The organism is Noviherbaspirillum sp., assembly GCF_035627455.1.
Classification (GTDB): domain Bacteria; phylum Pseudomonadota; class Gammaproteobacteria; order Burkholderiales; family Burkholderiaceae_D; genus Noviherbaspirillum.
In genome coordinates, this window is the sequence record NZ_DASPLS010000084.1 from 1 (window position 1) to 26,653 (window position 26,653).

The 26,653-nt window shown below is 65.9% G+C and carries 21 protein-coding genes and 1 pseudogene; 15 read left to right on the forward strand and 7 right to left on the reverse strand.

Going from position 1 to position 26,653, the window contains the following annotated elements; genetic code table 11:
• The 5 genes and pseudogenes from VEC01_RS15890 to VEC01_RS15910 all read right to left on the reverse strand — a co-directional run.
• Nucleotides 1-1,205: pseudogene (locus VEC01_RS15890) on the reverse strand (pilus assembly protein PilY); the annotation flags it as partial.
• A 28-nt stretch (nt 1,206-1,233) separates the two neighbouring features.
• Nucleotides 1,234-1,731 carry a hypothetical protein gene (locus VEC01_RS15895; RefSeq protein ID WP_324901882.1) on the reverse strand — a complete coding sequence of 166 codons (498 nt, stop codon included), beginning with the start codon at nt 1,729-1,731 and terminating at the stop codon, nt 1,234-1,236.
• On the reverse strand, nt 1,728-2,900 hold the full coding sequence (locus VEC01_RS15900) for a PilW family protein (RefSeq protein WP_324901883.1): 1,173 nt from the start codon (nt 2,898-2,900) through the stop codon (nt 1,728-1,730). Before VEC01_RS15900 ends, VEC01_RS15895 begins: the two co-directional genes overlap by 4 nt.
• The gene (gene pilV, locus VEC01_RS15905; RefSeq protein ID WP_324901884.1) at nt 2,897-3,466 is read right to left on the reverse strand and encodes a type IV pilus modification protein PilV; all 570 of its coding nucleotides are present in this window, start codon (nt 3,464-3,466) and stop codon (nt 2,897-2,899) included. Before pilV ends, VEC01_RS15900 begins: the two co-directional genes overlap by 4 nt.
• A gap of 6 nt (nt 3,467-3,472) precedes the next feature.
• The gene (locus VEC01_RS15910) at nt 3,473-3,880 is read right to left on the reverse strand and encodes a type IV pilin protein (protein ID WP_324901885.1); all 408 of its coding nucleotides are present in this window, start codon (nt 3,878-3,880) and stop codon (nt 3,473-3,475) included.
• Nucleotides 3,881-4,085: 205 nt separating this feature from the next.
• On the opposite strand from VEC01_RS15910, the gene VEC01_RS15915 reads away from it, so the two are divergent.
• A complete protein-coding gene (locus VEC01_RS15915; protein WP_324901886.1) occupies nt 4,086-5,075 on the forward strand; it encodes a serine/threonine protein kinase in 990 nt (329 codons plus the stop codon).
• Between the two features lie 54 nt (nt 5,076-5,129).
• Here VEC01_RS15915 and VEC01_RS15920 read toward each other — a convergent pair whose 3' ends face one another.
• Both VEC01_RS15920 and VEC01_RS15925 read right to left on the reverse strand, forming a co-directional pair.
• A complete protein-coding gene (locus VEC01_RS15920) occupies nt 5,130-5,468 on the reverse strand; it encodes a hypothetical protein (protein WP_324901887.1) in 339 nt (112 codons plus the stop codon).
• Between the two features lie 46 nt (nt 5,469-5,514).
• Complete coding sequence (locus VEC01_RS15925; protein WP_324901888.1) at nt 5,515-5,958, reverse strand: Lrp/AsnC family transcriptional regulator; 444 nt, start codon at nt 5,956-5,958, stop codon at nt 5,515-5,517.
• A 135-nt stretch (nt 5,959-6,093) separates the two neighbouring features.
• Here VEC01_RS15925 and VEC01_RS15930 point away from each other — a divergent pair, with 135 nt between their 5' ends.
• The 14 genes from VEC01_RS15930 (at nt 6,094) to VEC01_RS15995 (ending at nt 26,642) form a co-directional block, all read left to right on the forward strand.
• Nucleotides 6,094-7,185 (forward strand): saccharopine dehydrogenase family protein, encoded by a 1,092-nt coding sequence (locus VEC01_RS15930; protein WP_324901889.1) that lies wholly within the window; start codon nt 6,094-6,096, stop codon nt 7,183-7,185.
• 13 nt (nt 7,186-7,198) lie between these two features.
• Nucleotides 7,199-8,704 (forward strand): aldehyde dehydrogenase family protein, encoded by a 1,506-nt coding sequence (locus VEC01_RS15935; RefSeq protein WP_324901890.1) that lies wholly within the window; start codon nt 7,199-7,201, stop codon nt 8,702-8,704.
• A 124-nt stretch (nt 8,705-8,828) separates the two neighbouring features.
• A complete protein-coding gene (locus tag VEC01_RS15940) occupies nt 8,829-9,701 on the forward strand; it encodes a DMT family transporter (protein ID WP_324901891.1) in 873 nt (290 codons plus the stop codon).
• Nucleotides 9,702-9,804: 103 nt separating this feature from the next.
• On the forward strand, nt 9,805-10,779 hold the full coding sequence (locus VEC01_RS15945) for a GlxA family transcriptional regulator (protein WP_324901892.1): 975 nt from the start codon (nt 9,805-9,807) through the stop codon (nt 10,777-10,779).
• Between the two features lie 130 nt (nt 10,780-10,909).
• Complete coding sequence (astC, locus tag VEC01_RS15950; protein ID WP_324901893.1) at nt 10,910-12,166, forward strand: acetylornithine/succinylornithine family transaminase; 1,257 nt, start codon at nt 10,910-10,912, stop codon at nt 12,164-12,166.
• 17 nt (nt 12,167-12,183) lie between these two features.
• Nucleotides 12,184-13,206, forward strand: coding sequence for an arginine N-succinyltransferase (locus VEC01_RS15955; protein ID WP_324901894.1), 1,023 nt, complete (start codon nt 12,184-12,186; stop codon nt 13,204-13,206).
• Between the two features lie 8 nt (nt 13,207-13,214).
• On the forward strand, nt 13,215-14,249 hold the full coding sequence (astA, locus tag VEC01_RS15960) for an arginine N-succinyltransferase (protein WP_324901895.1): 1,035 nt from the start codon (nt 13,215-13,217) through the stop codon (nt 14,247-14,249).
• Nucleotides 14,242-15,705 (forward strand): succinylglutamate-semialdehyde dehydrogenase, encoded by a 1,464-nt coding sequence (gene astD / locus VEC01_RS15965; RefSeq protein WP_324901896.1) that lies wholly within the window; start codon nt 14,242-14,244, stop codon nt 15,703-15,705. Before astA ends, astD begins: the two co-directional genes overlap by 8 nt.
• Nucleotides 15,706-15,922: 217 nt before the next feature.
• Nucleotides 15,923-17,269: an N-succinylarginine dihydrolase gene (gene astB, locus VEC01_RS15970; RefSeq protein WP_324901897.1), complete on the forward strand. Its 1,347-nt coding sequence runs from the start codon at nt 15,923-15,925 to the stop codon at nt 17,267-17,269.
• 327 nt (nt 17,270-17,596) lie between these two features.
• Nucleotides 17,597-18,361 (forward strand): ABC transporter substrate-binding protein, encoded by a 765-nt coding sequence (locus VEC01_RS15975; protein WP_324901898.1) that lies wholly within the window; start codon nt 17,597-17,599, stop codon nt 18,359-18,361.
• Nucleotides 18,362-18,394: 33 nt separating this feature from the next.
• A complete protein-coding gene (locus VEC01_RS15980) occupies nt 18,395-19,180 on the forward strand; it encodes an amino acid ABC transporter permease (protein ID WP_324901899.1) in 786 nt (261 codons plus the stop codon).
• 13 nt (nt 19,181-19,193) lie between these two features.
• Complete coding sequence (locus tag VEC01_RS15985; RefSeq protein ID WP_324901900.1) at nt 19,194-19,991, forward strand: amino acid ABC transporter ATP-binding protein; 798 nt, start codon at nt 19,194-19,196, stop codon at nt 19,989-19,991.
• Nucleotides 19,992-20,030: 39 nt separating this feature from the next.
• A complete protein-coding gene (locus tag VEC01_RS15990) occupies nt 20,031-21,440 on the forward strand; it encodes a DcaP family trimeric outer membrane transporter (protein ID WP_324901901.1) in 1,410 nt (469 codons plus the stop codon).
• Nucleotides 21,441-21,902: 462 nt separating this feature from the next.
• On the forward strand, nt 21,903-26,642 hold the full coding sequence (locus tag VEC01_RS15995; protein ID WP_324901902.1) for an NAD-glutamate dehydrogenase domain-containing protein: 4,740 nt from the start codon (nt 21,903-21,905) through the stop codon (nt 26,640-26,642).
• Nucleotides 26,643-26,653: the final 11 nt, after the last annotated feature.

Genomic DNA, 26,653 nt, shown 5'->3' on the forward strand with positions numbered 1-26,653 from the left:
GTGGACGGCGTCCAGAAGCTGCGCGCGCATTCGGTGACGAAGCCGGTCTGGCTGTTGATCGCGCTGGCGCTGTCGGCGTCGAGCAGTTTCAGCGCGCCGTTCAGCTTGCCCATCTTGTACTGTTTCAGGTTGCCGGCCCAGCGCGGATAGCTGTCCGGGTCGGGCCGGAACATGCCGACATACACCTGGTTCAGGTAGGTGCCCTGGGTGTTGACCGACACCGGAAGGCTGACCGCGGCGAACACGCTGTTGACCGCCTGGATCTCGGAAAAGGCCTTGCCCAGCGCCGAGCTGATGTTGGCGCCGCCGTTGCCGGACGTGACCGAAAAATATTTGCCGCCGCCGACGCTGGCCATGCTCTTCAAGAGCGCGGTCCAGCCCGGCCCCTGGCCGTTGGTGCCGGGATCGACGTCGAGCGTGTAGGTGACGATGCCCAGGCTGCTTTGCTTCATCCAGCGCGCCCATTCGTCGGCCACGCTCGACTGCGAACCGCTGGGCGAGATCGGGATCGCGGTGGTATTGCCGCCCGCTGCCGACAGCATCGAGGTCGCGGTGTTGGTATCGCTGGTGTTTTCCTGCGCCGGGCCGTTGCTGATGTAGATGATGTAGTTCTTCTGGCAGCCTGCGGTCACCGGGCTGTTGTAGGTGGTGGCGCCTTTCGATGCGAGCGCATTGCCGCCAAGCGCGTACACAGCCTTCGACTGCGCCGTGCCATAGGTGCTGCCGGAGTAATCGGTCTTGTTCTTGTTGTTGCCCGCATAGGGTGTGCCGCCGGCAAAATAGCGGTACGCCTCGGCCATCATCAGCGCCGCCTTGCCGCCGTTGCTCTTGTCGTCGCCGACGTCGAAGCTGTTCACCAGCGTCTGGTACTTCGGCTTGTTGGTCGCGTCCATCAGGCGCACCGCGGCGCGCACATAGCCGCCGTCGTTGCCGGAATTGCCGCCGCCGGTTTCGGTAAACATCATGATGCCGACCCGGAACTTGCCGTCAGCCAGGCCATTGAGGGTGGACGCGAGCGCCGCCATTTCATTGGTGAACGCGGTATTCCAGTTCGCGGTATTGTCGACGAGGAGCAGCACATTGGGCACCTCGCTGGCCGAAGCGGCGGTGGCGCCGACGAACAGGTCGGTATCGGCGGCGCCGGCGAGCAGGGGCGTACCCAGCGCGGCGGCCGCAATCAGGCTCCTGGCGAAATGACGTTTCATTTTCCTCTCCTGTTTTTGTTCCGTGCGGTCATGCGCACACTTCGTTCAGTTTGGTCTGGTCCAGCACCACGCGCACGCCCTGGTGCACGCGCACCGCCGTGCCGCTGATGGCGTCGTTGACGACTGCCTCGATTTCCCACATCGTGTTGTAGTACGCCATGCCGCCCGACAGGCCGCGGAGGGTGAGGCTGCTGCGGCGCTGATTGGTGTTGGTCAGCTGGGAAGCGCGCACGCAGGTCGGGCGCGTGATCTGCACGACGTAGTCGGTATTGCCGTCGTTGTTGAGGTCGACATTGATCTCTTCCGCTGCCGGCGAGTTGGTGAACGGGGAACTGATCACCTGTTCGATCGCCTTGTTTGCCGCCGCCACCGCCTCGTTGCGGAACTGCATGTTGCCGACCGCCTTGACGTTGGTGCTGCTGAGCGTGAAGGCAGTGGTAACAGTGAGCATGATCACCGCCAGCATGATCAGGCCGGCAATCAGCGTGGCGCCGCGCTGGCTGCCCGGGGTGTATGGCATGTTCATGGCGTCTCCCTCCTGCCTGCGACGTTCATCAGGCGCACGGTGGTGGTGAAGACGTGCCGCTTGAAACCGTCGTTGTAAGGGCCGAAGGTGGTGCCGGCCAGGGTGTAGGTCTTGGTGTCGGTGTAGCCGTGCGTTGCTTCGCTGCTGCGCACCAGCAGATGCAGCTTGACCGCGACGGTATTCATCAACTGGGCGGCGGTGCAAGTGCCGGTGCAGCGGATGAAGCTGCCATCCGGCGCGCCGTCGCCGCGGTTGGTCGGCGAGGTCTTGGTGGTCGTGTCGCTCCAGTTGATTGCCTGGGTGAAGTCCACCGGCAGACCGGCGTCGCTGACGTTGTCGATGCCCAGCTCGAGCTTGAAGCCTTCGATGCCTTCCACCAGCGGTTGCGCGGTCTGGTGCGCGAGCGTGCCGGAGGCAAGGTCGAATTCCGAGCGCACCAGTGTCGGGATGCCGTCACCCGCACTGTTCGCATAATCCCGGATGTAATACAGGTTGGAGACGAACTTGCGCACCGGCGCGAGCGCCCCGGTGGTCGTCGGCGGCGTGCCGGTGCAGCCGCGCTGCTTGAGCGTGAACCCGGTGGTGTCCAGCACCCAGCGCTGGCCTGCGCTGATTTCGCTTTCGCAGCCGGACGCCTGGAAATAGAGTTTTCCGGAGACGCTGGCTTCGCAGTTGGTTTCGCCGGGCACGCAGGTGTGGGCATGGCGTACGACGAGCACGTCGGTGTTGGCTTTCCTGCTGGTGACGACCGAGCCGCAGCTGCCAGGTACCGCGTCGTAGACCTGGAGCGGAATGCCGACCAGGTTGGTCTTGTACGCGCTGGTCCAGTTGGCCGCGTCGTACGCCAGGCAGGGATCGGGCACCGCGGCGGGGACGTCGGTGGGCACGCTGCTGAGCGTGAGGTCGTCGAACTGCGGCATGAAATTGCCCCAGTAGCCCGCTTGCAAGATGTCGTTCTGCAGTGCCTGGATCGCGAAGCGGCCACTCTCGACCTGGCTGTTTGCCTTTGCCAGTTCGCGGTTGGTCTGCGACGCGTTCACCAGGAAGCTGATCATCGCCAGCAGCAGCGCGAAGCTGACGGCCACGGAAATCATCAGCTCCACCAGGGTGAAGCCGTCCTGCCGCCGGCGCGGCTGCCGGCAAGGGCTGGGGTGTGAGAGGCGGTTCATGATGTCGTCAGCGTCGCGATTCGTACGATGGTGGTCAGGGTGCGGCGGCAGCGGTCGTTGGTGCAGGTGGAATTGGCGCTGCCGTTATACAGGTTCTGTCCGCAGGCGACGCTGGACGGCGGCGCCGATACCGGGGTCAGGCCCTGCCACGCGACTGTGACCATGTATTCGCCGTTGCCCAGGCTGTCCACGCAGCCGCGTCCGCCGATCAGCGTGCCGACCCGGTTGCTGCCCGACATTTCGGCAGCGCCCTGCAGCGCGTCATTCCATTCGCACGAATCCCGCACCTGCAGCGAGGAGGCGCTGCTGGCCGTGCAGGTATTGCCGGTGCCCAGCGGCGTCGAGGTGACGTAGCTGGCCGCGTTGCTGCGGTTGTTGGTGATGCGGTTGGCCATGTCCTCGAGCAGGATCAGCGCCTGTGCGCGCTGGTAGGATTCCATCTCGGACAACTGCATGCGTGCCTGCAGGCCGATCAGGCCCATCAGGCCGATGGTCAGGATGACGATGGTCACCAGCACCTCGATCATCGAGGTGCCATGCTGCCGTTGCAGGTTGGACGCGGACATGATTTTTCACCACTTGTTGGCCGGCAGCTTCACACCCTCGCTGTTCAGGCTGAGCGTGCCGTCGCTGGCCTGCGAGCCGGTCGGGGTAAAGGTGATGGTGTAGGACGGCAGCGTCGCCGTGCCCAGCGCGATGTCGTAGCTGTACTTCGAGCTGACGTCGGTCGGCAGCCGGAAACCGTTCGCCTCGAGCTCGGCCTTGGTTGCGTAGGTCCGGTTGGCAAGGAAGTATTGCTGCTCGCGGTTGGCGATTTCCATCATCTGCGCCTGCGCGGCCGCACGGGCGCCTCGCACGATGTAGGACTGGTAGCTCGGCAGCGCGACGGCGACGAGGATGGCGACGATCGCGACCGAGATCATCAGTTCGATCAACGAAAAGCCGGCGGCATGCTTGTTGTTCGAAAGGCAAGTGCGCATTGGATCCTTCTTTCTTACGGATTGGTTTGGTTTGCCGACCGGCAATGTATTGAGGAAATCATATACTTTCGGTACAAAGCGGCAATGTCTGCCGGACGACTGGCGGGTTTCCGGGAATAAACGGCGGATGGCTTTCATTGCCATGTTGCCAACCTGAACGCAGGCCGCTTCCTCCTGGCGCCACCAGGCGACGTACAATCACGGAATGACTTCCGCCTCCCCCCCTTTTTCCGATCTTTCCCCGGACTGCGTGCTCGACGCGCTCGACAGCGTCGGCCTGGTCTGCGACGGCCGCCTGCTCGCGCTGAACAGTTACGAAAATCGTGTCTACCAGGTCGGCATCGAAGACGGCCCGCCGCTGGTGGCAAAGTTTTACCGGCCGGCGCGCTGGACCGACGCTGCCATCCTCGAGGAGCATGTGTTCGTGCAGGAACTCGCGGAGCGGGAGATTCCGGTCGTGGCCCCGCTCCCGCTGCGGGACAGCGACACGCTGCACAGCTTCAACGGGTACCGTTTCGCGGTCTATCCGAAGCAGGGCGGGCGCGCGCCGGAGCTCGACGATCCCGCGACGCTGGAATGGATGGGGCGCTTCATCGGGCGCATCCATGCGATCGGCGCGCTGCGGCCGTTCGATGCGCGGCCGGTGCTCGATGCGGCGAGCTTCGGCGACGAACCGGCGTCCTGGCTGCTTGCGAACGGCTTCCTGCCGGACGACCTGGTGCAGGCTTACCGCAGCGTGGTGCAGCAGGCCCTCGACGGCGTGCGCCGCTGTTATGAACGCGCCGGCGATGTCGCGCTGCTGCGCCTGCATGGCGACTGCCATTGTGGCAATGTGCTCTGGACCGACAGCGGCCCGCATTTCGTCGACTTCGACGACAGCCGCACGGGGCCGGCGATCCAGGACCTGTGGATGCTGCTGTCGGGGGAGCGCGCCGACATGGTGCGCCAGTTGTCCGACCTGTTGGCCGGTTACGAAGACTTTTGCGCTTTCGATGCGCGTGAACTGCACCTGATCGAGGCCTTGCGCACGCTGCGCCTGATCCATTATTCCGCGTGGCTCGCGCGGCGCTGGGACGACCCGGCGTTTCCCGCGGCTTTCCCCTGGTTCAATACCCAGCGTTACTGGCAGGACCGCATCCTGGAACTGCGCGAGCAGATCGCGCTGATGGACGAGCCGCCGTTGTGGCCGGCGTAGCAGGGGCGGACAAGCGGCAGGACGGGCCGCGCGCACCCGTCCGCTTAGCCGCGCTTACACCTTCTGCGCGGCGGCCGCCAGTTCGTCCAGCGCGGCGATCACCTTGTCCGCCGACGGTCCGCCATTGGCGAGCAGCACCGCGCGCTCGATCGCCGCATCGCGTGCGGTCTTGGAATAGAAGTTGAGCAGGTAGTCGCCGTTCTCCATGCCCGGCTTGCCGCGGGAATCGTCGCGCGCCAGCTTGCGCACGTACCAGACCGCAAAGCCGTTCGACTCTTCGCAGCAGTACACCTCGATCGAGTGAAAGGGACCAAGCGGATGCACTTCCGGGTCGGTATGCCAGATCACCTTGCGCCACAGGTGGTTTTTCTTCGTTTCGGGGATGGAATGCATCGGAATTCTCCTGAAATTTTTATCAGCTTAATGGTCCTGGCCACGCTCAGACCGGACTCCGGTCAATCCTCTTGGTCAGGATGATCGAGGTGGAGGTCTGGCGCACCCCGTCGATCGCACCGATCTGGTCGAGCAGGCGGTCAAGTTCGCCGGTCGACTGGCAGCGCAGCGTCAGCATGTAGTCGACCGGGCCGCTGACCGCGCACAGCGTTTCCACTGCCGGGGTTTTCTGCAGCAGCCTGACCAGCGATGCCGCCTTGCGCGGGTCGACCGCGATCCCGACATAGGCGCGCACCGCCGGCTGGTACAGCTCCTGGTTCAGGCGCACGCCGTAGCCGGCGATGATGCCGCGCTTTTCGAGGTTCGCGATGCGCGCGATCGCCGTCGTGCGGGCGATGTCGACCCGCTTGGCGATGGTCGCCACCGGCATGCGCGCATCGTCCATCAGCAGGGCCAGGATCTTGTTGTCGATCTCGTCGAGCGGCTTCATATGTACGTTTTGTCTCGATATTTCGTCAAATTGTATTGCAATCATACAATATGACGACGCTTTGCTCTCTGTTTTCTGACACCGGTTGAACTTAGACTTTTGACATCGGTACAACAACAAGAGAAAGCAAAGAACATGAAAACCAGACTGATCCTCCTGGGCGCCGGCAAGATCGGCGACGCCATCCTGAACCTGCTGTCCCATACCGGCGATTTCAGGATCACCGTCGCCGACCGCGATCCGCAGCGGCTGGCGCATGTGAGCGCTGCCGCATTCCCCGACGTGTCCGTCGCCCATGCCGACCTGTCGGACGCCGCCGCTGTCGCCGGCCTGATCGACGGCCACGACGTCGCGCTGTCGGCCTGCCCGTATTTCCTGACGCCGGTGATCGCCGGCGCCGCGAAAAAGGCCGGCGCGCATTACTTCGACCTCACCGAAGACGTGGAAAGCACGCGCGTGGTGAAGCAGTTGTCGGAGGGCGCGGCCACCGCCTTCGTGCCGCAGTGCGGCCTGGCGCCGGGCTTCATCTCCATCGTCACCAACGACGTGGCGCGCCGCTTCGACCGGCTGCGCGACGTGAACATGCGGGTCGGCGCATTGCCGACCTTTCCGAGCAATGCGCTGAAATACAACCTGACCTGGAGCACCGACGGCCTGATCAACGAATACTGCAATCCCTGCGAGGCGATCGTCGACGGCCAGCTGCGCGAAGTGTCGCCGCTGGAGGAGGTCGAGCATTTCTCGCTCGACGGCATCGACTATGAAGCCTTCAACACCTCCGGCGGCCTCGGCACGCTGTGCGACACCCTGGCCGGCAGGGTGCAGAACCTGAACTACAAGACGGTACGCTATCCCGGCCACCGCGATATCATCAAGATGCTGGTGCGCGACCTGCAGCTCGGCATGCTCGACCGCCGGCCGATCCTGAAGGATGTGCTGGAATCCTCGATCCCGATCACCCGGCAGGACGTGGTGCTGGTGTTCGCCAGCGTGTGCGGCATGCGCGAAGGCAGGCTGGAGCAGGAAACCTACGCGAAAAAGATATACAGCCAGAAAGTGAACGGCCAGCTGCTGTCGGCGATCCAGCTCACCACCGCGGCCGGCATCTGCACCATGGTCGACCTGGTCCTGCAGGGCAAGCTGCCGCGGCGCGGACTGGTGCGCCAGGAGCAGGCTGCGCTGGGCGACTTCCTGGCAAACCGTTTCGGCCGCTTCTACGCCGACTGAAAGGAAAACCGGAATGGAGACGATCAATACATTGCTGTCCATGATGGGCGCCGACCTGTCGCGCTACCATGGCCAGGACATCCATAGCAGGACCCCGATCACCGGCGCCACCCTGGCATCGCTGCGCGCCGATACGCCGCACGAGACCGGCGAGAAGATCGCGCAAGCCGATGCGGCGTTCCGCCAGTGGCGCATGGTGCCGGCGCCGCGCCGCGGCGAGCTGATCCGCCTGTTCGGCGAGGCCTTGCGGGCGCACAAGGAACCGCTCGGCCGGCTGGTCACGATGGAAGCCGGCAAGATCCTGCAGGAAGGATTGGGCGAGGTGCAGGAAATGATCGACATCTGCGACTTCGCGGTCGGGCTGTCGCGTCAGCTGTACGGCCTGACCATCGCTTCCGAGCGGCCCGGCCACCGGATGATGGAAACCTGGCATCCGCTGGGCGTGGTGGGTGTGATCTCGGCATTCAACTTCCCGGTCGCGGTCTGGTCCTGGAACGCCGCGCTGGCTTTCGTTTGCGGCAACAGCGTGGTGTGGAAGCCGTCGGAAAAAACGCCGCTCACCGCGATCGCGGTGCAGGCGCTGTTCGAGCAGGCCTGCGCGCGTTTCGGCAGCGACGCGCCGCCGGGATTGTCGCAACTGATCATCGGCGGCCATGAACGCGGGCAGGCACTGGTCAGCGACGCGCGCGTGCCGCTCATCAGCGCCACCGGCAGCACGCGCATGGGGCGGGCGGTCGCGCAGGCCTGCGCGCAACGGCTGGCGCGCAGCATTCTCGAACTGGGCGGCAACAACGCGATGATCGTGGCGCCCAGCGCCGATCTCGACCTTGCCACGCGCGCCATCGTGTTCTCCGCGGTCGGCACCGCCGGCCAGCGCTGCACCACGCTGCGCCGCCTGTTCGTGCACGACAGCGTGTACGACGCGCTGCTGCCGCGCCTGAAGAAGGTGTACGCCTCCCTGCCGGTCGGCAATCCGCTGCAGAAGGGCACGCTGGTCGGCCCGCTGATCGACGGCGCCGCATTCGATGCGATGCAAAACGCGCTGGCGCGGGCGCGCGCCGAAGGCGGCCGCGCCAGCGGCGGCGAGCGCACGGTGGTGCAAGGATGCGACGACGGCCACTATGTGCGCCCGGCGCTGGTCGAGATGCCGGCGCAGACGGCGGTCATGCATCATGAAACCTTTGCGCCCATCCTGTACGTCGTACGCTACCGCACGCTGGAAGAGGCGATCGCGTGGAACAACGCGGTGCCGCAGGGGCTGTCGTCGAGCATTTTCACCACCGATGTACGCGAGGCGGAACTGTTCATGTCGGCAACCGGCAGCGACTGCGGCATCGCCAACGTCAACATCGGGCCGAGCGGCGCCGAGATCGGCGGCGCGTTCGGCGGCGAGAAGGAGACCGGCGGCGGGCGCGAATCGGGTTCCGATGCGTGGAAGGCCTACATGCGGCGCGCGACGAACACGGTCAACTACAGCCACGCGCTGCCGCTGGCGCAGGGCATCAGCTTCGATTTCTGAGACAGGCGGACTGGCCGGCGCGGCACCTGGTGACGGTGCCGCGCCGGCCGTTTTTTTACTGCCGCGGAGCAAGACAAGGCGTTTCGACCGATAATAAGCGCCCTCATCCTCATTTCCGTTTTTCATGCAACTCCATCTCCGAGGCATCCTTGCCCTGCTGATCGTCACCGTCGTCTGGGGCACCACCTTTCCTGCGATGAAAGACCTGTCGAGCGATTTTTCCGCGGTCTGGATCGCCTTCCTGCGCTTCGTGCTGGGCGGCGCGCTGCTGTCGCCCTTCCTGCTGCGCGCGCGGCGCACGGACTGGCTGGCGGGCGCCGGGCTGGGCGCCATGCTGTTTGCGGCCTTCCTGTTCCAGGTCGAGGCGCTCGGGCAGATGAGCGCCAACCGCAATGCGTTCATCACCGGCCTCAATGTGCTGATCGTGCCGCTGCTCGGCGTCATGGCCGGGCGCATGCCGGAAAACCGCATCCTGCTTGCGGTGGCGCTGGCGATCGCCGGCCTGTTTGCGATGTGCTGGGACGGCGGCGTCTGGAGCGCGGGCGACACGCTGGCGCTGTGGGGGGCGATCTGCTTCGGCGTTTATGTGAAGCTGATGGAAATCCTGACCCGGCGCGCGTCCGACCTGATGGCGCTGACCGCGGTGCAGATCCTCACCGTCGCGGTCTGCGCCGGCCTCTGGATTGCGCTGGTGACGGCGGAACCGGTGAACTGGCCCGGCATCGCGCAGGGGATTGGCGACAACTTCTACAACCTGCTCTACCTCGGCGTGGTCGCCACCGCCGCCATCATTGCGCTGCAGACCTGGGGGCAGCGCCACAGCAGCGCCAACGAGGCTGCGATCGTCTACGCATTCGAGCCGGCCTGCGCGGCGATCGCCGCCTATTTCTGGCTGGCGGAAACGATGACCACGCGCAGTGTTCTCGGCGGCTTGTTGCTGATCTCCGGCATGATCGTCAGCCAGTGGACGCCGGGAGCGCGGCCGGCACGCGCATGATTACCAAAAAGGCGACGCGCTCTTTGAAATTTCCGGCAGGGGGCTTGGTGCCGGGATGATGTTGGAAGACAATGCGCTGACTGACAAGAACTGACGACCGCCCATGCCATTTTCCAGCCTCTCCCGCCTCGGACAGGAAGCGCCGCTGCGCATCCTCCTCGTGGATGCGGGGAGCGGCTTGTCGGTCGCGGCCGCCGGCGTCGTACAACCATGGCGGCTGGCGGCCCGGCTGCTCGGTCCGCAGCGCCTGCAGGTCGAGGTGCTGCCCCTGCAGAGGGTGCTCGACGGGGGGCCGGGGCAATCGGCGCGGCCGCACCTGGCGCTGGCGCTGGCCGATGAGGAGTACCGCCCGCTGCCGCAGCCGCAGTTGCGCGCGCTGGTCGAATGCTGCCAGCGCGCGGCGCTATGGGGCGGCGTCGGCGCCGCCGTGCTGTGGCTGGTGCAGGCCGGCGCGATGGACGGCGTGCGCACCGCCTTGCCCTGGTCGCTGTACGCGGAAGCCGGCGGCAGCGCGGAACGCGCCATCCTCGCGCCCAACCTGTTCGAACTCGACGGCGACCGCCTGTCCTGCTGCGGCGGCGCGGCCGCCATCGACTTTTCGCTGACCCTGATCGGCGCCGCATTCGGCAGCGAACTGCAGGCACGGATCAAGGAAGCGCTGTGCATCGACCGTATCCGTCCGCATTCCGACCGCCAGCGGGTCGCGCTGCAAGCCCGCTTCGGCGCGCTGCAGCCGAAGCTGTCCGAGGCGGTTGCGCTGATGGAAGCAAATATCGAGGAGCCGCTCGCCACTGATGACATTGCCAGCCTGGTCGGCATCTCGCGCCGCCAGCTGGAGCGGCAGTTCAAGCAATACCTGGGCAGCGTGCCCTCGCGCTATTACCTGGAACTGCGGCTGCAGCGCGCGCGGCAGCTGCTGCTGGACACCAGTCAGTCGATCGTGCAGGTCGGACTGATGTGCGGCTTTTCCTCGGGATCGCACTTTTCCACCGCCTACGGCGCGCTGTTCGGCATCACGCCGCGCGAAGAACGCCAGCGCCGGCTGCGTCCATCCCCGGACGCGGGCGGCCCGGCCTGACGGTCTGAGGCGTCTTGCATTTCCTGCAATCCATAAGCCGCGATTTTCTGAAATTCCGCGTCGCAGATTGAAAAGAGTTTTGCCGCGTCCGTCCCTATAATCCCATCATCCAACCCAGATGGAGCAAGGAATGCATTCGATTCAGCGATTTGACGACGCTGCAGTTGCAGCACAGGAAGCGGTCGGTCGCCAGACCTTCGACCAGGTCATGGTGCCGACCTACGCGCCGAGCGCGATGGTGCCGGTGCGCGCCTCCGGCCTCGACCTGTGGGACCAGGCGGGCAGGCAATACCTCGACTTCACCGCCGGCATCGGCGTCACCAGCCTCGGGCACGCGAATCCGGCCGTGGTCGCCGCGCTGCGCGCGCAGGCCGATACGCTGTGGCATGTCGGGAACGGCTTCACCAATGAGCCTGTGCTGCGGCTGGCGAAGGCGCTGACCGCGGCCACCTTTGCCGAGCGTGCCTTCTTCTGCAATTCAGGCGCGGAAGCAAACGAGGCCGCGTTCAAGCTGGCGCGCAAGTACGCGCACGGCAAGTTCGGGCCGCACAAGTCGCGCATCGTGTCCTGCGTCAATTCCTTCCACGGCCGTACCTTGTTTACCGTGTCCGTCGGCGGCCAGCCGAAGTACACCGAAGGCTTCGAGCCGCTGCCGCCGGATCTGCACCACATTCCTTTCAACGACATCGACGCGGCGCGCGCGGCCATCACCGACGACGTGTGCGCGGTGGTGGTCGAGCCGGTGCAGGGCGAGGGCGGCGTGCTGCCGGCCAGCGTGGAATACCTGCGCGCGCTGCGCGAGTTCTGCGACGCGAAGGGCGCGCTGCTGATCTTCGACGAAGTGCAGTGCGGCATGGGGCGCACCGGCAAGCTGTTCGCGTACATGGGCTACGGCGTGACGCCGGATATCCTGACCTCGGCCAAGGCGCTGGGCAACGGCTATCCGATCGGCGCGATGCTGACCACCGAAGCGGTCGCGGCCGCCTTCACCGTCGGCGCGCACGGCACCACCTACGGCGGCAATCCGCTGGCGGCGGCGGTTGCGCTGAAAGTGCTGGACACCATCAACGCGCCGGCCTTCCTCGCGCGCGTGGGAGCGGCGGCAAGCTACCTCAAGGACAAGCTCGACGGCGTCGCGCAGGAATATCCGCAAGTGTTCGCGACGGTGCGCGGCAGCGGCCTGATGCTGGGCATGGTGCTGTCCGAGGGCTGGCGCGGCAAGGCCAAGGAAATCACCAAGGCGGCCGAGGCGGAAGGGCTGATGCTGCTCATCGCCGGCCCGGACGTGGTGCGCCTGCTGCCGGCGCTGGTGGTGACGGACGTGCAGATCGACGAAGCCGTCGCCCGCCTGCGCCGCGCGCTTGACACGGTAGTGGCGGCGCAATGACGCATACGGGGAACGCCATGTTCGTCGTCAGGCCGGTCGAAACCGCCGACATTCCCGCGCTGGAAGCACTCGCGACGGTGGTCACGCCCGGCGTGCATACGCTGCCGCGCTCGCGCGCAACCATCGAGCGGGCGGTGGAGCGCTCGATCGCGTCGTTCGGCGCGCAGCCCGACATCCCGAGCGACGAATCCTACTTCCTGGTGCTGGAAAATGCCGGCGACAGGTCGATTGCCGGCACCGCCGCGATTGCCGCCACGGCCGGCTCGAGCGGCACCTTCTTTGCGTTTCGCAACGATGTGCTGAACCAGGTGTCGCGCGACCTCAACATCAGCCACAACGTGCACGCGCTGACGCTGTGCTCGGACCTGACCGGCTATTCCCAGTTGTCGAGTTTCTACATGCGCGACCGGCGCGGCGCCGGACCGGAAGCGGCGTTGCTGTCGCGCGCGCGGCTGCTGTACGCGGCGGTCGCGCCGCACCGCTTCAGCGAGAAATTCTTTGCATCGATGTCGGGCATCACCGACGACGAAGGCTGTTCGCCATTCTGGGAAGCGCTCGGCCGCAAGTTCTTCCAGATGGACTTCCTGGAAGCCGAGCGCATGATCGAGGGCGCGCGCAACCGCACGCTGATCGTCGAACTGATGCCGCATTACCCGGTGTATGTGCCGCTGCTGCCGGGCGAGGCACAGGCGGCGATGGGCCAGGTGCACGAGGAGGGCGAACTGCCGTTCCAGATCCTGTCGGACGAAGGCTTCGAACCGGACGAATACATCGACATTTTCGACGGCGGCCCGATCCTGCAGGCGCACCGCAACGCGTTGCGCTCGTTCTCTCATTCGTCGCGCCGCACTGTCAGCGGGGACGCTTGCGGCGACGAGCGCACGCGCTGCCTGGTCGCCACCGCGCGCGAGAACGCGTTCCGCGCGGTCGTGGCCGACTGTATCTGCCCGGAGCTGTCCGACAGCGTCGCGCTCGACGGCGCTGCGATGCGCGCGCTGGACGTCGTTGCCGGCGATTCCGTTTTGTGTGTGACTCTGTGAGGCCGCCCATGTTAGTCGTACGTGCAATCAGGGAACAGGACCTCGACGGACTGCTGGCGCTGGCCGAGCTCGTCGGCTCCGGCATGACCACGCTCAAGCCGGACCGCAAGTCGCTCGGTCAGCGTGTCGAAATCGCCTGCGCATCCTTCGCCGAGCAGATCGCGCCGGCGCAGCGCGACTATGTGTTCGTGATGGAAGACGCCGCGCTCGGCAAGGTGGTCGGGGTGTGTGCGATCAAGAGCGCGGTCGGCCTCGACGAACCGTTCTACAACTACCGCATCGGCACACTGGTGCATTCCAGCAAGGAACTGAAAGTCTTTTCGCGCATGGACACGCTCTACCTGTCCAACGACCTCACCGGCTGCGCCGAGTTGTGCTCGCTGTTCCTGCATCCGGATTACCGGCAAGGCATCAACGGCAAGCTGTTGTCCAAGAGCCGCTTCATGTTCGTCGCGCAGTTCCCGCACCTGTTCTCGGAAAAGCTGATCGCCGAGATGCGCGGCTACCAGCGCGCCGATGGCCGCTCGCCGTTCTGGGACAGCCTCGGCCGGCATTTCTTCAAGATGGAATTCGACCGCGCCGACGATCTCACCAGCCTCGGCAAGAAATCCTTCATCGCCGAACTGATGCCGCGCCACCCGCTGTATGTCGCCTACCTGCCGCAGGAAGCGCAGGAAGTGATCGGCCGGGTGCATGTGGATACCGCGCCGGCGCGCCGCCTGCTGGAGCAGGAGGGCATGCACTACGAAGGTTATGTCGACATCTTCGACGCCGGACCGGTGCTGCAGGCGCGCGTTGCCGAATTGCGCTCGCTGCGCGAGAGCGAGCTGGCGATCGCCGACCTCGCCGCGGAGGAAGCGGCGGGCGAGCAGTCGACGCTGGTGGCGACCACCCGCATGCAGGACTTCCGCGTGATCGCGGCGCCCGCCCATGCACGCCGCGGCCGGCTCGCGCTGACGGCGCAACACCATGAACTTCTCGGCTGCCGCGCCGGCGACGCTGTGCGCGCGATGCCGCTCAATCCGAAGAAACACCATGCATAGTCATTACCTGAATGGCCGCTGGATTGCGGGTGAAGGCCCGGAACTGGCCGCTTATGATCCCTCCACCGGAACCTGTACCTGGCGCGGACGCTCGGCTGCCGCAGATGAAGTGAGCAGTGGCGTCGCGGCCGCGCGCGCAGCGTTCGACCGCTGGGCGCGCACGCCGCTTGCCGAACGCGTTGCCGTCTGCCAGCGCTTTCGCGACCTGCTGAAGGAGCATGCGGAAGATCTCGCGCTGCAGATCGCGATCGAAGTCGGCAAGCCGCTGTGGGAAGCGCGCACCGAAGTGACCACGATGGCGAACAAGGTCGACATCTCGGTGCAGGCCTTCCATGCGCGCACCGGGGAATCGCTGACCAGGGTGGCCGACGGCAACGCCGTGCTGCGCCATCGTCCGCACGGCGTGTTCGCGGTGTTCGGCCCGTACAACTTCCCCGGCCACCTGCCGAACGGCCATATCGTGCCGGCGCTGATAGCCGGCAACACCGTCGTGTTCAAACCGAGCGAATACGCGCCGCAGACCGCGATCAAGACTGTCGCACTATGGGAGCAGGCGGGCCTGCCGGCGGGTGTGCTCAACCTGGTCAACGGCGGCCGCGATACCGGCGCCGCGCTGGCGGCCGCGTCCGGCCTGGACGGCATCCTGTTTACCGGCAGCTACCAGACTGGCGCGCTGCTGCACCGGCAGTACGCCGGCCGGCCGGGCATGATGCTGGCGCTGGAGATGGGCGGCAACAACGCGCTGGTGGCATGGAACGCGGGCGATCGCGACGCCGCCGTCCATCACGCGATTTTTTCGGCCTTCGTCAGCGCCGGCCAGCGCTGCACCTGCGCGCGCCGCCTGATCGTCGAAGACTCGCCGCAGGGGCAGGCGCTGGTCGAACGGCTGGCCGAGGTGGGGTCGAAGATCGTGGTCGGCCGGTACGACGATGCGCCGGCGCCGTTCATGGGGCCGGTCGTGTCCGCGCAGGTCGCACAGCGGCTGCTGCAGGCGCAGCAGGACCTGCTGGCGCGCGGCGGCAAGGCCTTGCTGGAAATGCGCGGGCTGCGGGAAGGAACCGGTTTCCTGTCGCCCGGCATCGTCGATGTCACCGACGCGTGCGGGGTGCCTGATGAAGAATGGTTCGGCCCCTTGCTGCAAGTGGTGCGCGTGGCGCGTTTCGACGACGCGATCAGGGCCGCGAATGCCACCGAGTATGGCCTGGCCGCGGGTCTGCTGAGCGACGATGCGGCGCTGTGGGAGCAATTCCTGGTGCAGGCGCGCGCCGGCATCGTGAACTGGAACCGGCCGACCACCGGCGCGGCGAGCACCGCGCCGTTCGGCGGCATCGGCAAGTCGGGCAACCATCGGCCGAGCGCGTATTACGCGGCGGATTACTGCGCATATCCGGTGGCGTCGATCGAAAACGAGGTGCTGGAGATGCCGAAACAGTTGTCGCCGGGGCTGGCGTTTTAGATCAGGAAGGCGACGCACGCGTTGGCGCGGGCTCGGCCCCCGGAGCGTGCCTCACTCGCCCGTCATTGCCGCGAAGGCGGGAATCCATGCGGAGGCGGTAGGAGAGGCTGCCTTTGGATTCCCGCCTTCGCGGCAATGACGGGGAAGACCAGCTTGCTACGCTGATATGGCTGGCAGCCGGCATACGTCCCAAGCAATACAAATTACAGGAACACTCATGCAAACCGCACGCGAATACAACTTCGACGGCCTGGTCGGACCGTCCCACAACTACGCCGGTCTGTCCTTCGGCAACGTCGCCTCGTCCAATAACGTCAACAGCGTGTCGAACCCGAAGGAGGCGGCGCTGCAGGGACTGGCAAAAATGCGTGCGCTGGCGCAGCGCGGCTTCGCGCAGGCGCTGCTGCCGCCGCAGGACCGGCCGAACTTCCGCCTGCTGCGCAGCCTCGGCTTTACCGGCAGCGATGCCGAAGTGATTTCCCGCGCGCACCGGGAAGCGCCGGTGATCCTCGCCAGCGCCTATTCCGCGTCACCGATGTGGACGGCGAATGCCGCGACCGTGAGCCCGTCCGCGGATACTGCCGACGGCCGCACGCATTTCACCGTCGCCAACCTGAACAACAAGCTGCACCGCTCCTACGAGCATGCGCAGACGGCGCGCACGCTGCGCGCGATTTTCGGCGACGAGCGCCATTTCGCGGTGCATGATGCGCTGCCGCCGACGCCGGCCTTCGGCGACGAGGGCGCGGCCAACCATACCCGGCTGTGCGCGGCGCACGGCGCGCCGGGCGTCGAAATGTTCGTGTATGGCCGGGTGGAGTTCGATCCCGGCGCTCCCGCGCCGGTCCGCTTTCCCGCGCGCCAGACGCTGGAAGCCAGCCAGGCGGTCGCGCGCCTGCACGGCCTCGATCCGGCGCGCGCGCTGTTCGTGCAGCAGGACCCGGCCACCATCGACCAGGGGGTCTTCCACAACGACGTGATCGCGGTCGGCAACGGCAACGTACTGTTCTATCACGAGCAGGCCTTCGTCGATGAAAGCGGCACGCTGGACCGACTGCGCCGCGCGCTGGCCGGCGTGCACGCGGAACTGCGGCCGGTGCGGGTGGCGGCGTCGGAGGTGTCGGTGGCGGACGCGGTGTCGAGCTACCTGTTCAACAGCCAGCTGCTGAGCAAGCCCGACGGCAGGATGGCGCTGGTCGTGCCGCAGGAATGCCAGGAAAACCCGGCGGTCGCCGCCTATCTGCAGCGGCTGGCGGCAAGCGGCGGGCCGATCGACGAACTGATCAGCTTCGACCTGCGCCAGAGCATGCGCAATGGCGGCGGTCCCGCCTGCCTGCGCCTGCGCGTGGCGCTGACCGATGCCGAGGCGGCGGCGATGCATCGCGGCGTGCTGTTGACCGAGGACTTGTACGGCAAGCTGGTCGCCTGGGTCGGCCGCCACTACCGTGACCGGCTGGCGCCGGACGACCTGGCCGATCCCTCGCTGGCGGTCGAGGTGCAGGCCGCACTGGACGAATTGACAACGATTCTCGGGCTGCCGGCGCTCTACGCATCCCAGCAGTAAGCGCAACCGAGGATATCCTCTAAAGCAACATGGACGCCGCCGCCTGGACCGCACGCCAGGCGTGGCGCGGGTTTGCGGCCGCGCGTGGCGTACTTGCCGAATAATCTTCTTTCCTTCCTGCCTACTTCCAATCTTTCTTCGCTGCAACGCGAGGTAATATCGCGCGCCCGCTCGATTTCGGAAGCCTACCCGCAGCCGATGTCGCATTTTTTCAAGAGCAGGTCGCGATGCTGGTTTGACCACGGTGTGTTAACTGGTCCAATACCGGACGGCGAATTGTCGTCTTGAAAAGAAGGCTCGAAAACCCATCCACGAGGAGAACCACCCATGAAGCGAATCACATCCCTGCTGGTCGTCATTGCCGGTCTGCTGGTCGGCATGACTGCGCAGGCGCGTACCTTCGACGAGATCAAGTCCAGCGGCAAGATCATCGTCGCCACCGAAGGCGCCTACCCCCCGTTCAACTACTTCCAGGGTTCCAAGCTGACCGGCTTCGAAGTCGAGCTGGCCGAAGCCATGGTCAAGAAGATGGGCCTGCAGATCGAATGGAAGGCGCTGTCCTTCGACGCGCTGCTGGCCGGCCTGCGCCAGGACCGCTGGGACATGGTGATTGCCTCCTTCGGCATCACCGAAGAGCGCGCCAAGGCGGTGAGCTTCACCAATCCGCACTACTGCAGCGGCGGCGTGATCGTCACCCGCGACGGCTCCGTTAAAACGCCGGACCAGCTGGCCGGCAAGACGGTGGCGGTGCAGACCGGTTCCACCTACATGGAAAACGTGAAGAAGCTGCCGAACGTGAAGGAAGTGAAGAACTTCCCGCAGGATACCGATGCCCGCGCCGCGCTGATGAACGGCCGCGTCGACGCCTGGGTCAGCGACCGCTTCGTGGTCAAGAACGTCCTCGAGACCAATCCGAACATCGGCCTGAAGACCGGCGGCTACCTGTTCGTCGAGAAGGTCGCGACCGCCGTCAAGAAGGGCAACACCTCGCTGGCGGCCGCGGTAGACAAGGCGCTGGCCGAAGTGATGGCCGACGGCACCTACAAGACGATCTCCGAGAAATACATGAAGGAAGACATCCGCTGCCAGTAAGGGCGGACATCGACATCGAGCGAGGAGGCAGCCTTGAGAGCAGCTATCAGTCTATTACCAGCGGGGTGGTCGCGCGAGAAGCGCAGCGCGGTCTCGATCGCCATCTCCGTGGCGGCATTGTTCGCCTTCCTGTGGATGGTGGCCATTCCGCTCTCCTGGATGCCTGAACCCATCGGTTCCAACGCGGAGCAGTTCGCCGAAGGCGCCAAGACCACGATTGCGCTGACCGTGGTGTCCGGCATCGCCGGCATCGTGCTCGGCGTGCTCGCCGCGCTGGCCAAGCTGTCGAAACTCCTGCCGCTGCGCTGGCTGGCCAACTTCTACATCTGGGTCATCCGCGGCACGCCGCTGCTGGTGCAGGTGCTGTTCGTGTTCCTGGCGCTGCCCGCGCTGGTGCCCGGGCTGCAGCTGTCGGACTTCAATTCGGCGGTCGTCGCGCTGGCGCTGAATGTCGGCGCCTACAACGCCGAGGCGATCCGCGCCGGCATCCTGGCGGTGCACAAGGGGCAGACCGAGGCCGCGCGCTCGCTCGGCCTCACGCCCTTCATGACCTTCCGCGACGTGGTGTTCCCGCAGGCCTTCCGCATTTCGCTGCCGCCGCTGGTCAACAACATCGTGTCCCTGCTCAAGGATTCGAGCCTGGCCTACGTGATCGGGGTGGTCGAGTTGTCGAACATCGGCAACCGCATCCAGTCCGCCACCTTCCAGCCGATTCCGGTCTTCATCACCACCGCGACCATCTACCTGATCCTGACCACCGTGCTCACGCAGATTTCCGGTGCGATCGAACGGCAGCTGGACGTGGAACGACATCATTGAGCGGGGAAGGGGGATGAACATGGCAGACGCACCGGCCAATGCCCAGGGCGCCCGGCGCCCGGGCGCGCAGGAACCGCTGATCGTGGCGGAAAACATCAACAAGCATTTCGGCCACTTCCATGTGATCCGGGATGTGTCGACGAAGTTTTACCAGGGCGAGGTGGCGGTCATCATCGGCGCCTCCGGCTCCGGCAAGTCGACCTTCCTGCGCATGCTGAACCGGCTGGAGACGCATGACAGCGGCCGCATCGTGATCGACGGCATCGAGCTCAACGATGACATGAAGCACATCGACGCGGTGCGGCGCGAAGTCGGAATGGTGTTCCAGAGCTTCAACCTGTTCCCGCACCTGACGGTGATGGACAACGTCACGCTGGCGCCGCGGCGCCTGCGCGGCGTCACCCGGGCGCAGGCGGAGGACGCGGCGCGCAAGCTGCTGGCGAAGGTCGGCATGGAGGCGCACTCGCACAAGTATCCGCACCAGCTCTCCGGCGGCCAGCAGCAGCGGGTGGCGATCGCGCGTTCGCTCGCGATGCAGCCGAAGGTGATGCTGTTCGACGAGCCGACCTCGGCGCTTGACCCGGAAATGATCAAGGAAGTGCTGGACGTGATGAAGGACCTCGCGCGTTCCGGCATGACCATGATCGTGGTCACGCACGAGATGGGCTTCGCGCGCGAGGTCGCCGACCGCGTGATCTTCTTCGAGAAGGGGCAGATCCTCGAGGAAGCGCCGCCGATGGAGTTTTTCAGCAATGCCCGCAACGAGCGCATCCGCTCGTTCCTGGGACAGATTGCCTATACGACAAGGTAAGAACGAATCCAACAATCCTTATAAAGGGAGGACCACAGAATGAATTGCAAACTCACCACATTGACCGCTTCCATTGCGCTGATGTTCGCCGCCGCGATGCCGGCGCAGGCGCAGACCGCGAAGGAATTCGAGGAACTGCGCGCCGAAATGCGCAAGCTGCGCGCCGAACTCGACGCGCTGAAGAGCCAGAAGCAGGAAAGCTCCAACGCCGCGCTGGCCGACCGGGTCGAGCAGGTCGAACTGCGCGCCAAGGATGCGGTCGTGCTGGGCGACATCCCGAACTCGTTCCGTCTGCCGAATTCCGACACCTCGGTGCGTGTCTACGGTTTTGCCGAGCTGACCGCGGTGAAGGAGTTCAAGGGCGACAACAGCGACCAGGACTACTCCACCTTCCTGCCGTACGCGCCGCTGGAGGGCACGCCGCAGGGCAACCGCAAGGGCCGCACCTACCTGACCGGCCGCACCTCGCGCATCGGCATCGAAGCCGCCACGCCGTCGCCGTACGGCCCGATCGGCATGAAGATCGAAGGCGACTTCAACAACGATCCGCGCACCGGCAATTCCGCCGTCTACGGCACGACGGGCAACATCTACACCCAGCAGGCGACCAACAGCTACAACTTCCGCCTGCGCCATGCCTACGGCCAGTTCGGCGGCCTGCTGGCCGGCCAGACCTGGTCGACCTTCATGGACCTCGACAGCCTCCCGGAAACGGTCGACTTCAACGGCCCGATCGGCGCCACCTTCATCCGCCAGCCGCAGGTCCGCTACACCTATCCGATGGCCGGCGTGGGCAACTTTACCGTTGCGCTGGAAAACTCAGTCAGCTACGTGCTCGACAACACCGCAACCGCGACGCCGGCCGGCTTCTCGCGCGTGCCTGACCTGATCGGCCGCTTTGACAAGGGCTTCGACTGGGGCACCCTGAGCCTGCGCGCGCTGAGCCACGAGCACCGCATCGACGACGGCGCCGGCGTGAACCTGTCGCGCCGCGGCTGGGGCGTGGCGGCGAGCGGCATGGTCAAGACCGTCGGCAACGACTTCCTGACCTGGACCGTCACCGGCGGCAACGGCATCGGCCGCTACTTCAACTACATTGAAGGCGCGTTTTACGATGCCGGCACCAACCGCATCCTGATGGAAAAGGCAGCCGGCATCGTGCTCGGCTACCAGCACAAGCCGTCGGACACGCTGCGCTACAACTTCGCGCTCGGCTACCAGAAGAACTTCACGAACGAGTACACCGACTTCGCGGTGGCCAACGGTCTCGACAGCGGCCGCTTCGGCATCAACCGCAAGCTGTGGCAGGCGCACCTCGGCTTCATCTGGAATCCGGTCAAGGGCGTCGACATCGGCACCGAGTACATCCTCGGCCGCCGCACCACGCTGGCCGGCGAGGATGGCGACATGAGCCGCATCAACTTCTCCGCGAAGTACAACTTCAACTGATAGACCCAGGAAAGCGGCACGGCGCAAACACCGTGCCCGCCTCCCTTGATGCCCCGGAAACGGGGCATTTTTTTTGCCCGGCGCAAGCGGATTGATGCTGAAAAGACAATTCTTGTTTTCCTTAAACAAGCGTCGCTGCGACGCCTATACTGGATTCAAGCCTTTCTGGTTTTCAAGAAGCGCAACAAGGCCGCGTAAATATGTTTCAGCGGTTGGCGCAAATAACAAATTTTCGTCGGCGCCGGAAAATTTATGATTGCCGCAGACGGCTCTCCATTCCGGGATTCTTCCCGGAAAGCGAGCCCAAACGAAAGGGCGTTCACCCGCGAGCGCCTTTCCTTTTGATCCGATCGGCCGCCCATAAGGCGGCCGTGCGCCGTGTCCCTGTAAATCGGTGTCGCGTGCCTGGAAGACGGGCACACTGCGGCCGCGCATACTACATCCACATCCATGGAGAAGCATATGACCCAGAAATCGCAAGACTTCCGCACCCGCGCCTTCGAGCACGCGCTGGCCGGAGCGCATACCGCGTCGCCCGCCACCGCCTCCCTGATTCGTGCCTGGCTCAACTCGCTTGAAGAGGAAGACCTCGCCGGCATCAGCGCCGATGCGCTCGCGTCGCCGCTGTGGGAGGGATTCTCGCGCCTGGCGAACTGGAAGGCGGAACAGGGTTGCCGCATCGAGACCATGCATGCCGCGGATGGCCGCGGCGGACGCGCCACCGCGCTCCTGATTCTCAACCCGGACATGCCTTTCCTGGTCGATTCCATGGTGATGGCAATGCGCCGCATGCGCATCCCGTCGCGCGCGATCCTGAACGCAGTGCTGTCGGTCGAACGCGATCCCGACGGCACCATCCGGCATGCGGAGAAGGTCGGCAACGGCGGCGGCGCGGCGGAATCGTATGTGCTGTGCCTGATGGCCGAGGAGCTGAACGGGCAGGATCTGGACGCGCTGGTGGCAAGCATCCGCATGGCGGCCGGCGACGCCGCCGCGGTGCGCCAGGACGCCGCCGCGCTGCGCGCCAGGATGTCCGAAGTCGGCGCCGCTGCCGCCGCGCGCGACGCCGGCGGCCAGGAGGTCGCCGCTTTCCTCGACTGGGCAAGGACCGAGGGTTTCGAGGTATTCGGCTATGCGCGCTACCATGTGGTTTCCGGCCAGCGCGAACTGGTGCGGCAGCCCGGAAGCGCGCTTGGCGTGCTCACCGACAAGAATCATCCGGTGTACGGCAACTGCCTGGCGGGCATCCCGGGCGATTTCGACACCCTGGCCGCGCGCAAGGAGACGCTGTCGGTGGTGAAGGCGGATGTGCAATCCACGCTGCACCGCGACCAGCAGCTCGACTTCATCGGCGTGCGCGACAGCGACGCGCAGGGCAGCATCCTCGGCGAGCATTGTTTCGTGGGCCTGTTCTCGCGCGCCGCGACCGCCAGCACGCTGCCGCAGCAGCCGTTCGCGCGCGGCCGCATCAAGCAGGTGCTGACCCTGGCCGGCGTCCGCTCCGAAGGTTTTCGTGCCGAGAAGTTCCTGGAAATCCTGGAATCGCTGCCGCGCACCGAGGTGATGGAAGCCGACCCGGCGTGGCTGGCCGCGGTATGTGGCGCAGTGGTCGCGCTGTACAAGCAGCCGCGCGCCAAGGTGTTCGCGCGGCACGACGTCTATGGCCGCCACCTGAACGTGCTGGTGTACATGCCGCGCGAACGCTACGGCGCGCACTCCCAGGAGACACTGGCACAGACGCTGCGCACCATTTCCGGCGCGCGCGACGTGCGGGTGCAGACGCTGCTGGCCGACGGCCCGCTGGCGCGGGTGTACATGATCGCCAACGGCGCCAGCATGGCGCTCGACCTCGATGCCGACATCCAGCAGCCGCTGCTGGGCGTGCTGGAAGGCTGGCACAACAGCTTCGACAACCTGGCCGACGCCACCGAGGACGGCGAGCTGCGGCGAACGCTGCGCAAGCTGCGCGCCGGCCTGCCGACGGATTACATCAACGCGGTGTCGCCCCAGGTCGGCTACCGCGACCTGTGCACGCTGCTCGGCAACCCGCAGCCGTCGCGGGTGAAGGTGCGCATCGAGATCGGCGCAGGCGACGTGGTGACGATCCGCCTGCATTCGGTCAACAGCGTGCCGCCGCTGTCGGCCATCCTGCCGGCGCTGCAGAACGCCGGCGTGGCGATCGTGCGCGAACGCACCCATGCGATCCCGGCGCCGGACGGCTCGCGCTACTTCGTTTCCAGCCTGTCGGTGGACGCGCAGAGCGCGGTCAAGCTGGCCAAGCCGCAGGTCGCGCAGGCGGCGCAGGAATTGTTCGAATCGCTGTTCAACGACGAAGCCGAGGACGGCCGCATGAACGCGCTGGTGGCGGAAGCCGGCCTGCGCATGAAGGAAGTGCAGCTGATCCGCGCCTATGCCAGCTACTGGCGCCAGGCCGGCTGCCGTTTCAGCCTGCGCTACATCGCAGAGCGCCTGAAGACCCAGCCGGCGCATGTGCGCACGCTGGTCGAAAGCTTCACCGCGCGTTTCGACCCCGCGCTGTCGGCCGAGCAGCGCGCCTTCGGCACCGCCACGCTGTCCACCTTCAAGCAGCGCCTGGCCGACGTCAATCACGCCGATACCGAGAACATCCTGCGCGCGATCGCCGACCTGATGCTGGCGACGCTGCGCACCTCGTATTTCCAGCCCGGCGGCGGCGATACCATCATCTTCAAGTTCGACAGCAGCCAGCTCGCGCTGCTGCCGCAGCCGCGCCCCTACCGCGAAATCTTCGTGTTCGCGCGCCGCTTCGAAGGCGTGCACCTGCGCGGCGGACCGGTAGCGCGCGGCGGCCTGCGCTGGTCGGACCGGATGGAGGATTACCGCACCGAAGTGCTCGGCCTGGTCAAGGCGCAGATGGTGAAGAACGCAGTCATCGTGCCGGCCGGCGCTAAGGGCGGCTTCGTCTGCAAGATGATGCCCAAGGATGCGACGCGCGAAGTGGCGGCGGTGGAAGGCGAGGCTGTCTACCGGCTCTTCATCGCCGGTCTGCTGGATGTGACCGACAACCGGGTGCGCGGCGACGTGGCGCACCCGGCCGACACCGTCTGCTACGACGGACCCGACCCCTATCTCGTGGTGGCTGCCGACAAGGGCACCGCGACCTTCTCCGACATTGCCAACAGCATCGCGGTCAAGCGCGGCTTCTGGCTGGGCGATGCGTTTGCGTCCGGCGGCTCCAACGGCTACGACCACAAGAAGCTCGGCATCACCGCCAAGGGCGCGTGGGAGGCGGTCAAGCGCCACTTCCATGAAATGGGGCATGACCTCGAGAGCACGCCGATCACCGCGGTCGGCGTCGGCGACATGTCGGGCGACGTGTTCGGCAACGGCATGCTGCTCTCGCGCAAGCTCAAGCTGGTGGCCGCCTTCGACCATCGCCACATCTTCGTCGACCCGAACCCGGATCCGGAAGCTGCGTTCGGCGAGCGCGCGCGCATGTTCGCGTTGCCGCGTTCCTCGTGGGACGACTACGACAAGAGCCTGATCTCGGAAGGCGGCGGCGTCTGGCCGCGCAGCGCGCGCAGCATCGAGCTGTCGCCGCAGGCGCGCGCGGCGCTCGGGATCGACGCCGACAGCCTGGCGCCCGAAGAACTGCTGCGTGCGATCCTGCAGGCGCCGGTGGACCTGTTCTACAACGGCGGCATCGGCACCTACATCAAGGCATCGACCGAAAGCCACGAACAGGTGAAGGACCGCGCCAACGATGCGGTCCGGGTCGACGGCCGCGAGCTGCGCTGCAAGGTGGTGGCCGAGGGCGGAAACCTCGGCGCGACGCAGGCAGGCCGCATCGAATTCGCGATGAAGGGCGGACGCATCTTCACCGATGCGATCGACAACTCGGCCGGCGTGGACTGCTCCGACCATGAAGTCAACGTGAAGATCTGGCTCGACACCGAAGTCAATGCCGGCAAGCTGTCCGCGGACGAGCGCAACCACCTGCTGACGGATATCACGCCGGACATCGTGCGGCTGGTGCTGCGCGACAATGCGCGGCAGACGCACCTGCTGGTACGCGAGGCGCAGGCCCAGTTCGACGATACCGTGCAGGACAGCTATGCGGCGCTGATTGCCGACCTGGAAGCCGAAGGCGTGATCTCGCGCAAGCTGGAACACCTGCCCAGCGCGGCCGACCTGGTCACCCGCAAGAACGAAGGCAAGGGCCTGACGACGCCGGAGCTGGCGGTGGTGGTCGCGCATGTGAAGAACCGCTACAAGCGCCTGCTGGCCGAGATCAACCTGCTCCAGTTCCCCTGGGCCAAGGCACTGCTGGTGCCGTATTTCCCGCCGGCGCTGGTTGCCAGCCGCGACGCGCTCGAACATCCGTTGGCCAATGCCATCCTGGCCACCGTGCTGGCCAATGAATCGGTCAACCGCTGCGGCCCGGTCATGATCGCCGGCATCGCAAAGGCGCGCGGCATTAAGGAGACCGACGTGATCTGCGCCTGGGCGCAGGCATGGGCGGCGCTGAACCTGGCACCGGTATTCGAGGTGCTCGACGCGCATGCGCTGCGGATAAGCAGCGAGGTATCGAGGGCGGTCGACAGCCGTACCCGCGCGCTGCAGAAGGCGGTGATCCAGGGCGTGCTGTCGGTGCCGGAACAGCAGGCGCGCGAATCGGATGCGCTGGCGGAACTGGGCGCCGTGTTCAGCAAGCCGGGAGCGGTGCACGAACTGGTGCCGGTGGCGTCGACGCTGCCGGTGCAGGATGCGCCGCCGGCGTTCGCGCAGGCCTGCAGCACGGTGGAAGCAATCGAAGGCATCGCCGACTTCCTGTTCGCCGGCCTGTCGGTACCGCGGCCGGAGGGCATGAGCCTGGCGCAATTCCTGCAGCTTGGCATGGCGCTGCGGCGCCAGGCCGGCATCGATGGCCTGGAGCGGGTACTGATGCATGCGCCCGCCAGCGCTTCGCAGGAACCGCTGCGCGACCATGCGCTGCAGGCGCTGCGGCGCGCGCAGCAACGCCTGCTGATGCGGGTGCTGCAGCAAGCACCGGTGAATGCAAAGGCAACGCTCGATCCGGCCTCCATCGTCGACGCGCTGATCCACAAGCTGAAGGTAGGCGCCCGCATGGCCGGCGCTGCAAGCATGCAGAACCTGGAACTGGCGGTGCTCGATGTCTGGGCCCTGTCGGAAGCGGCGTCCGCGCCGGCTGACGCGGCATGACGCAGGCGGCC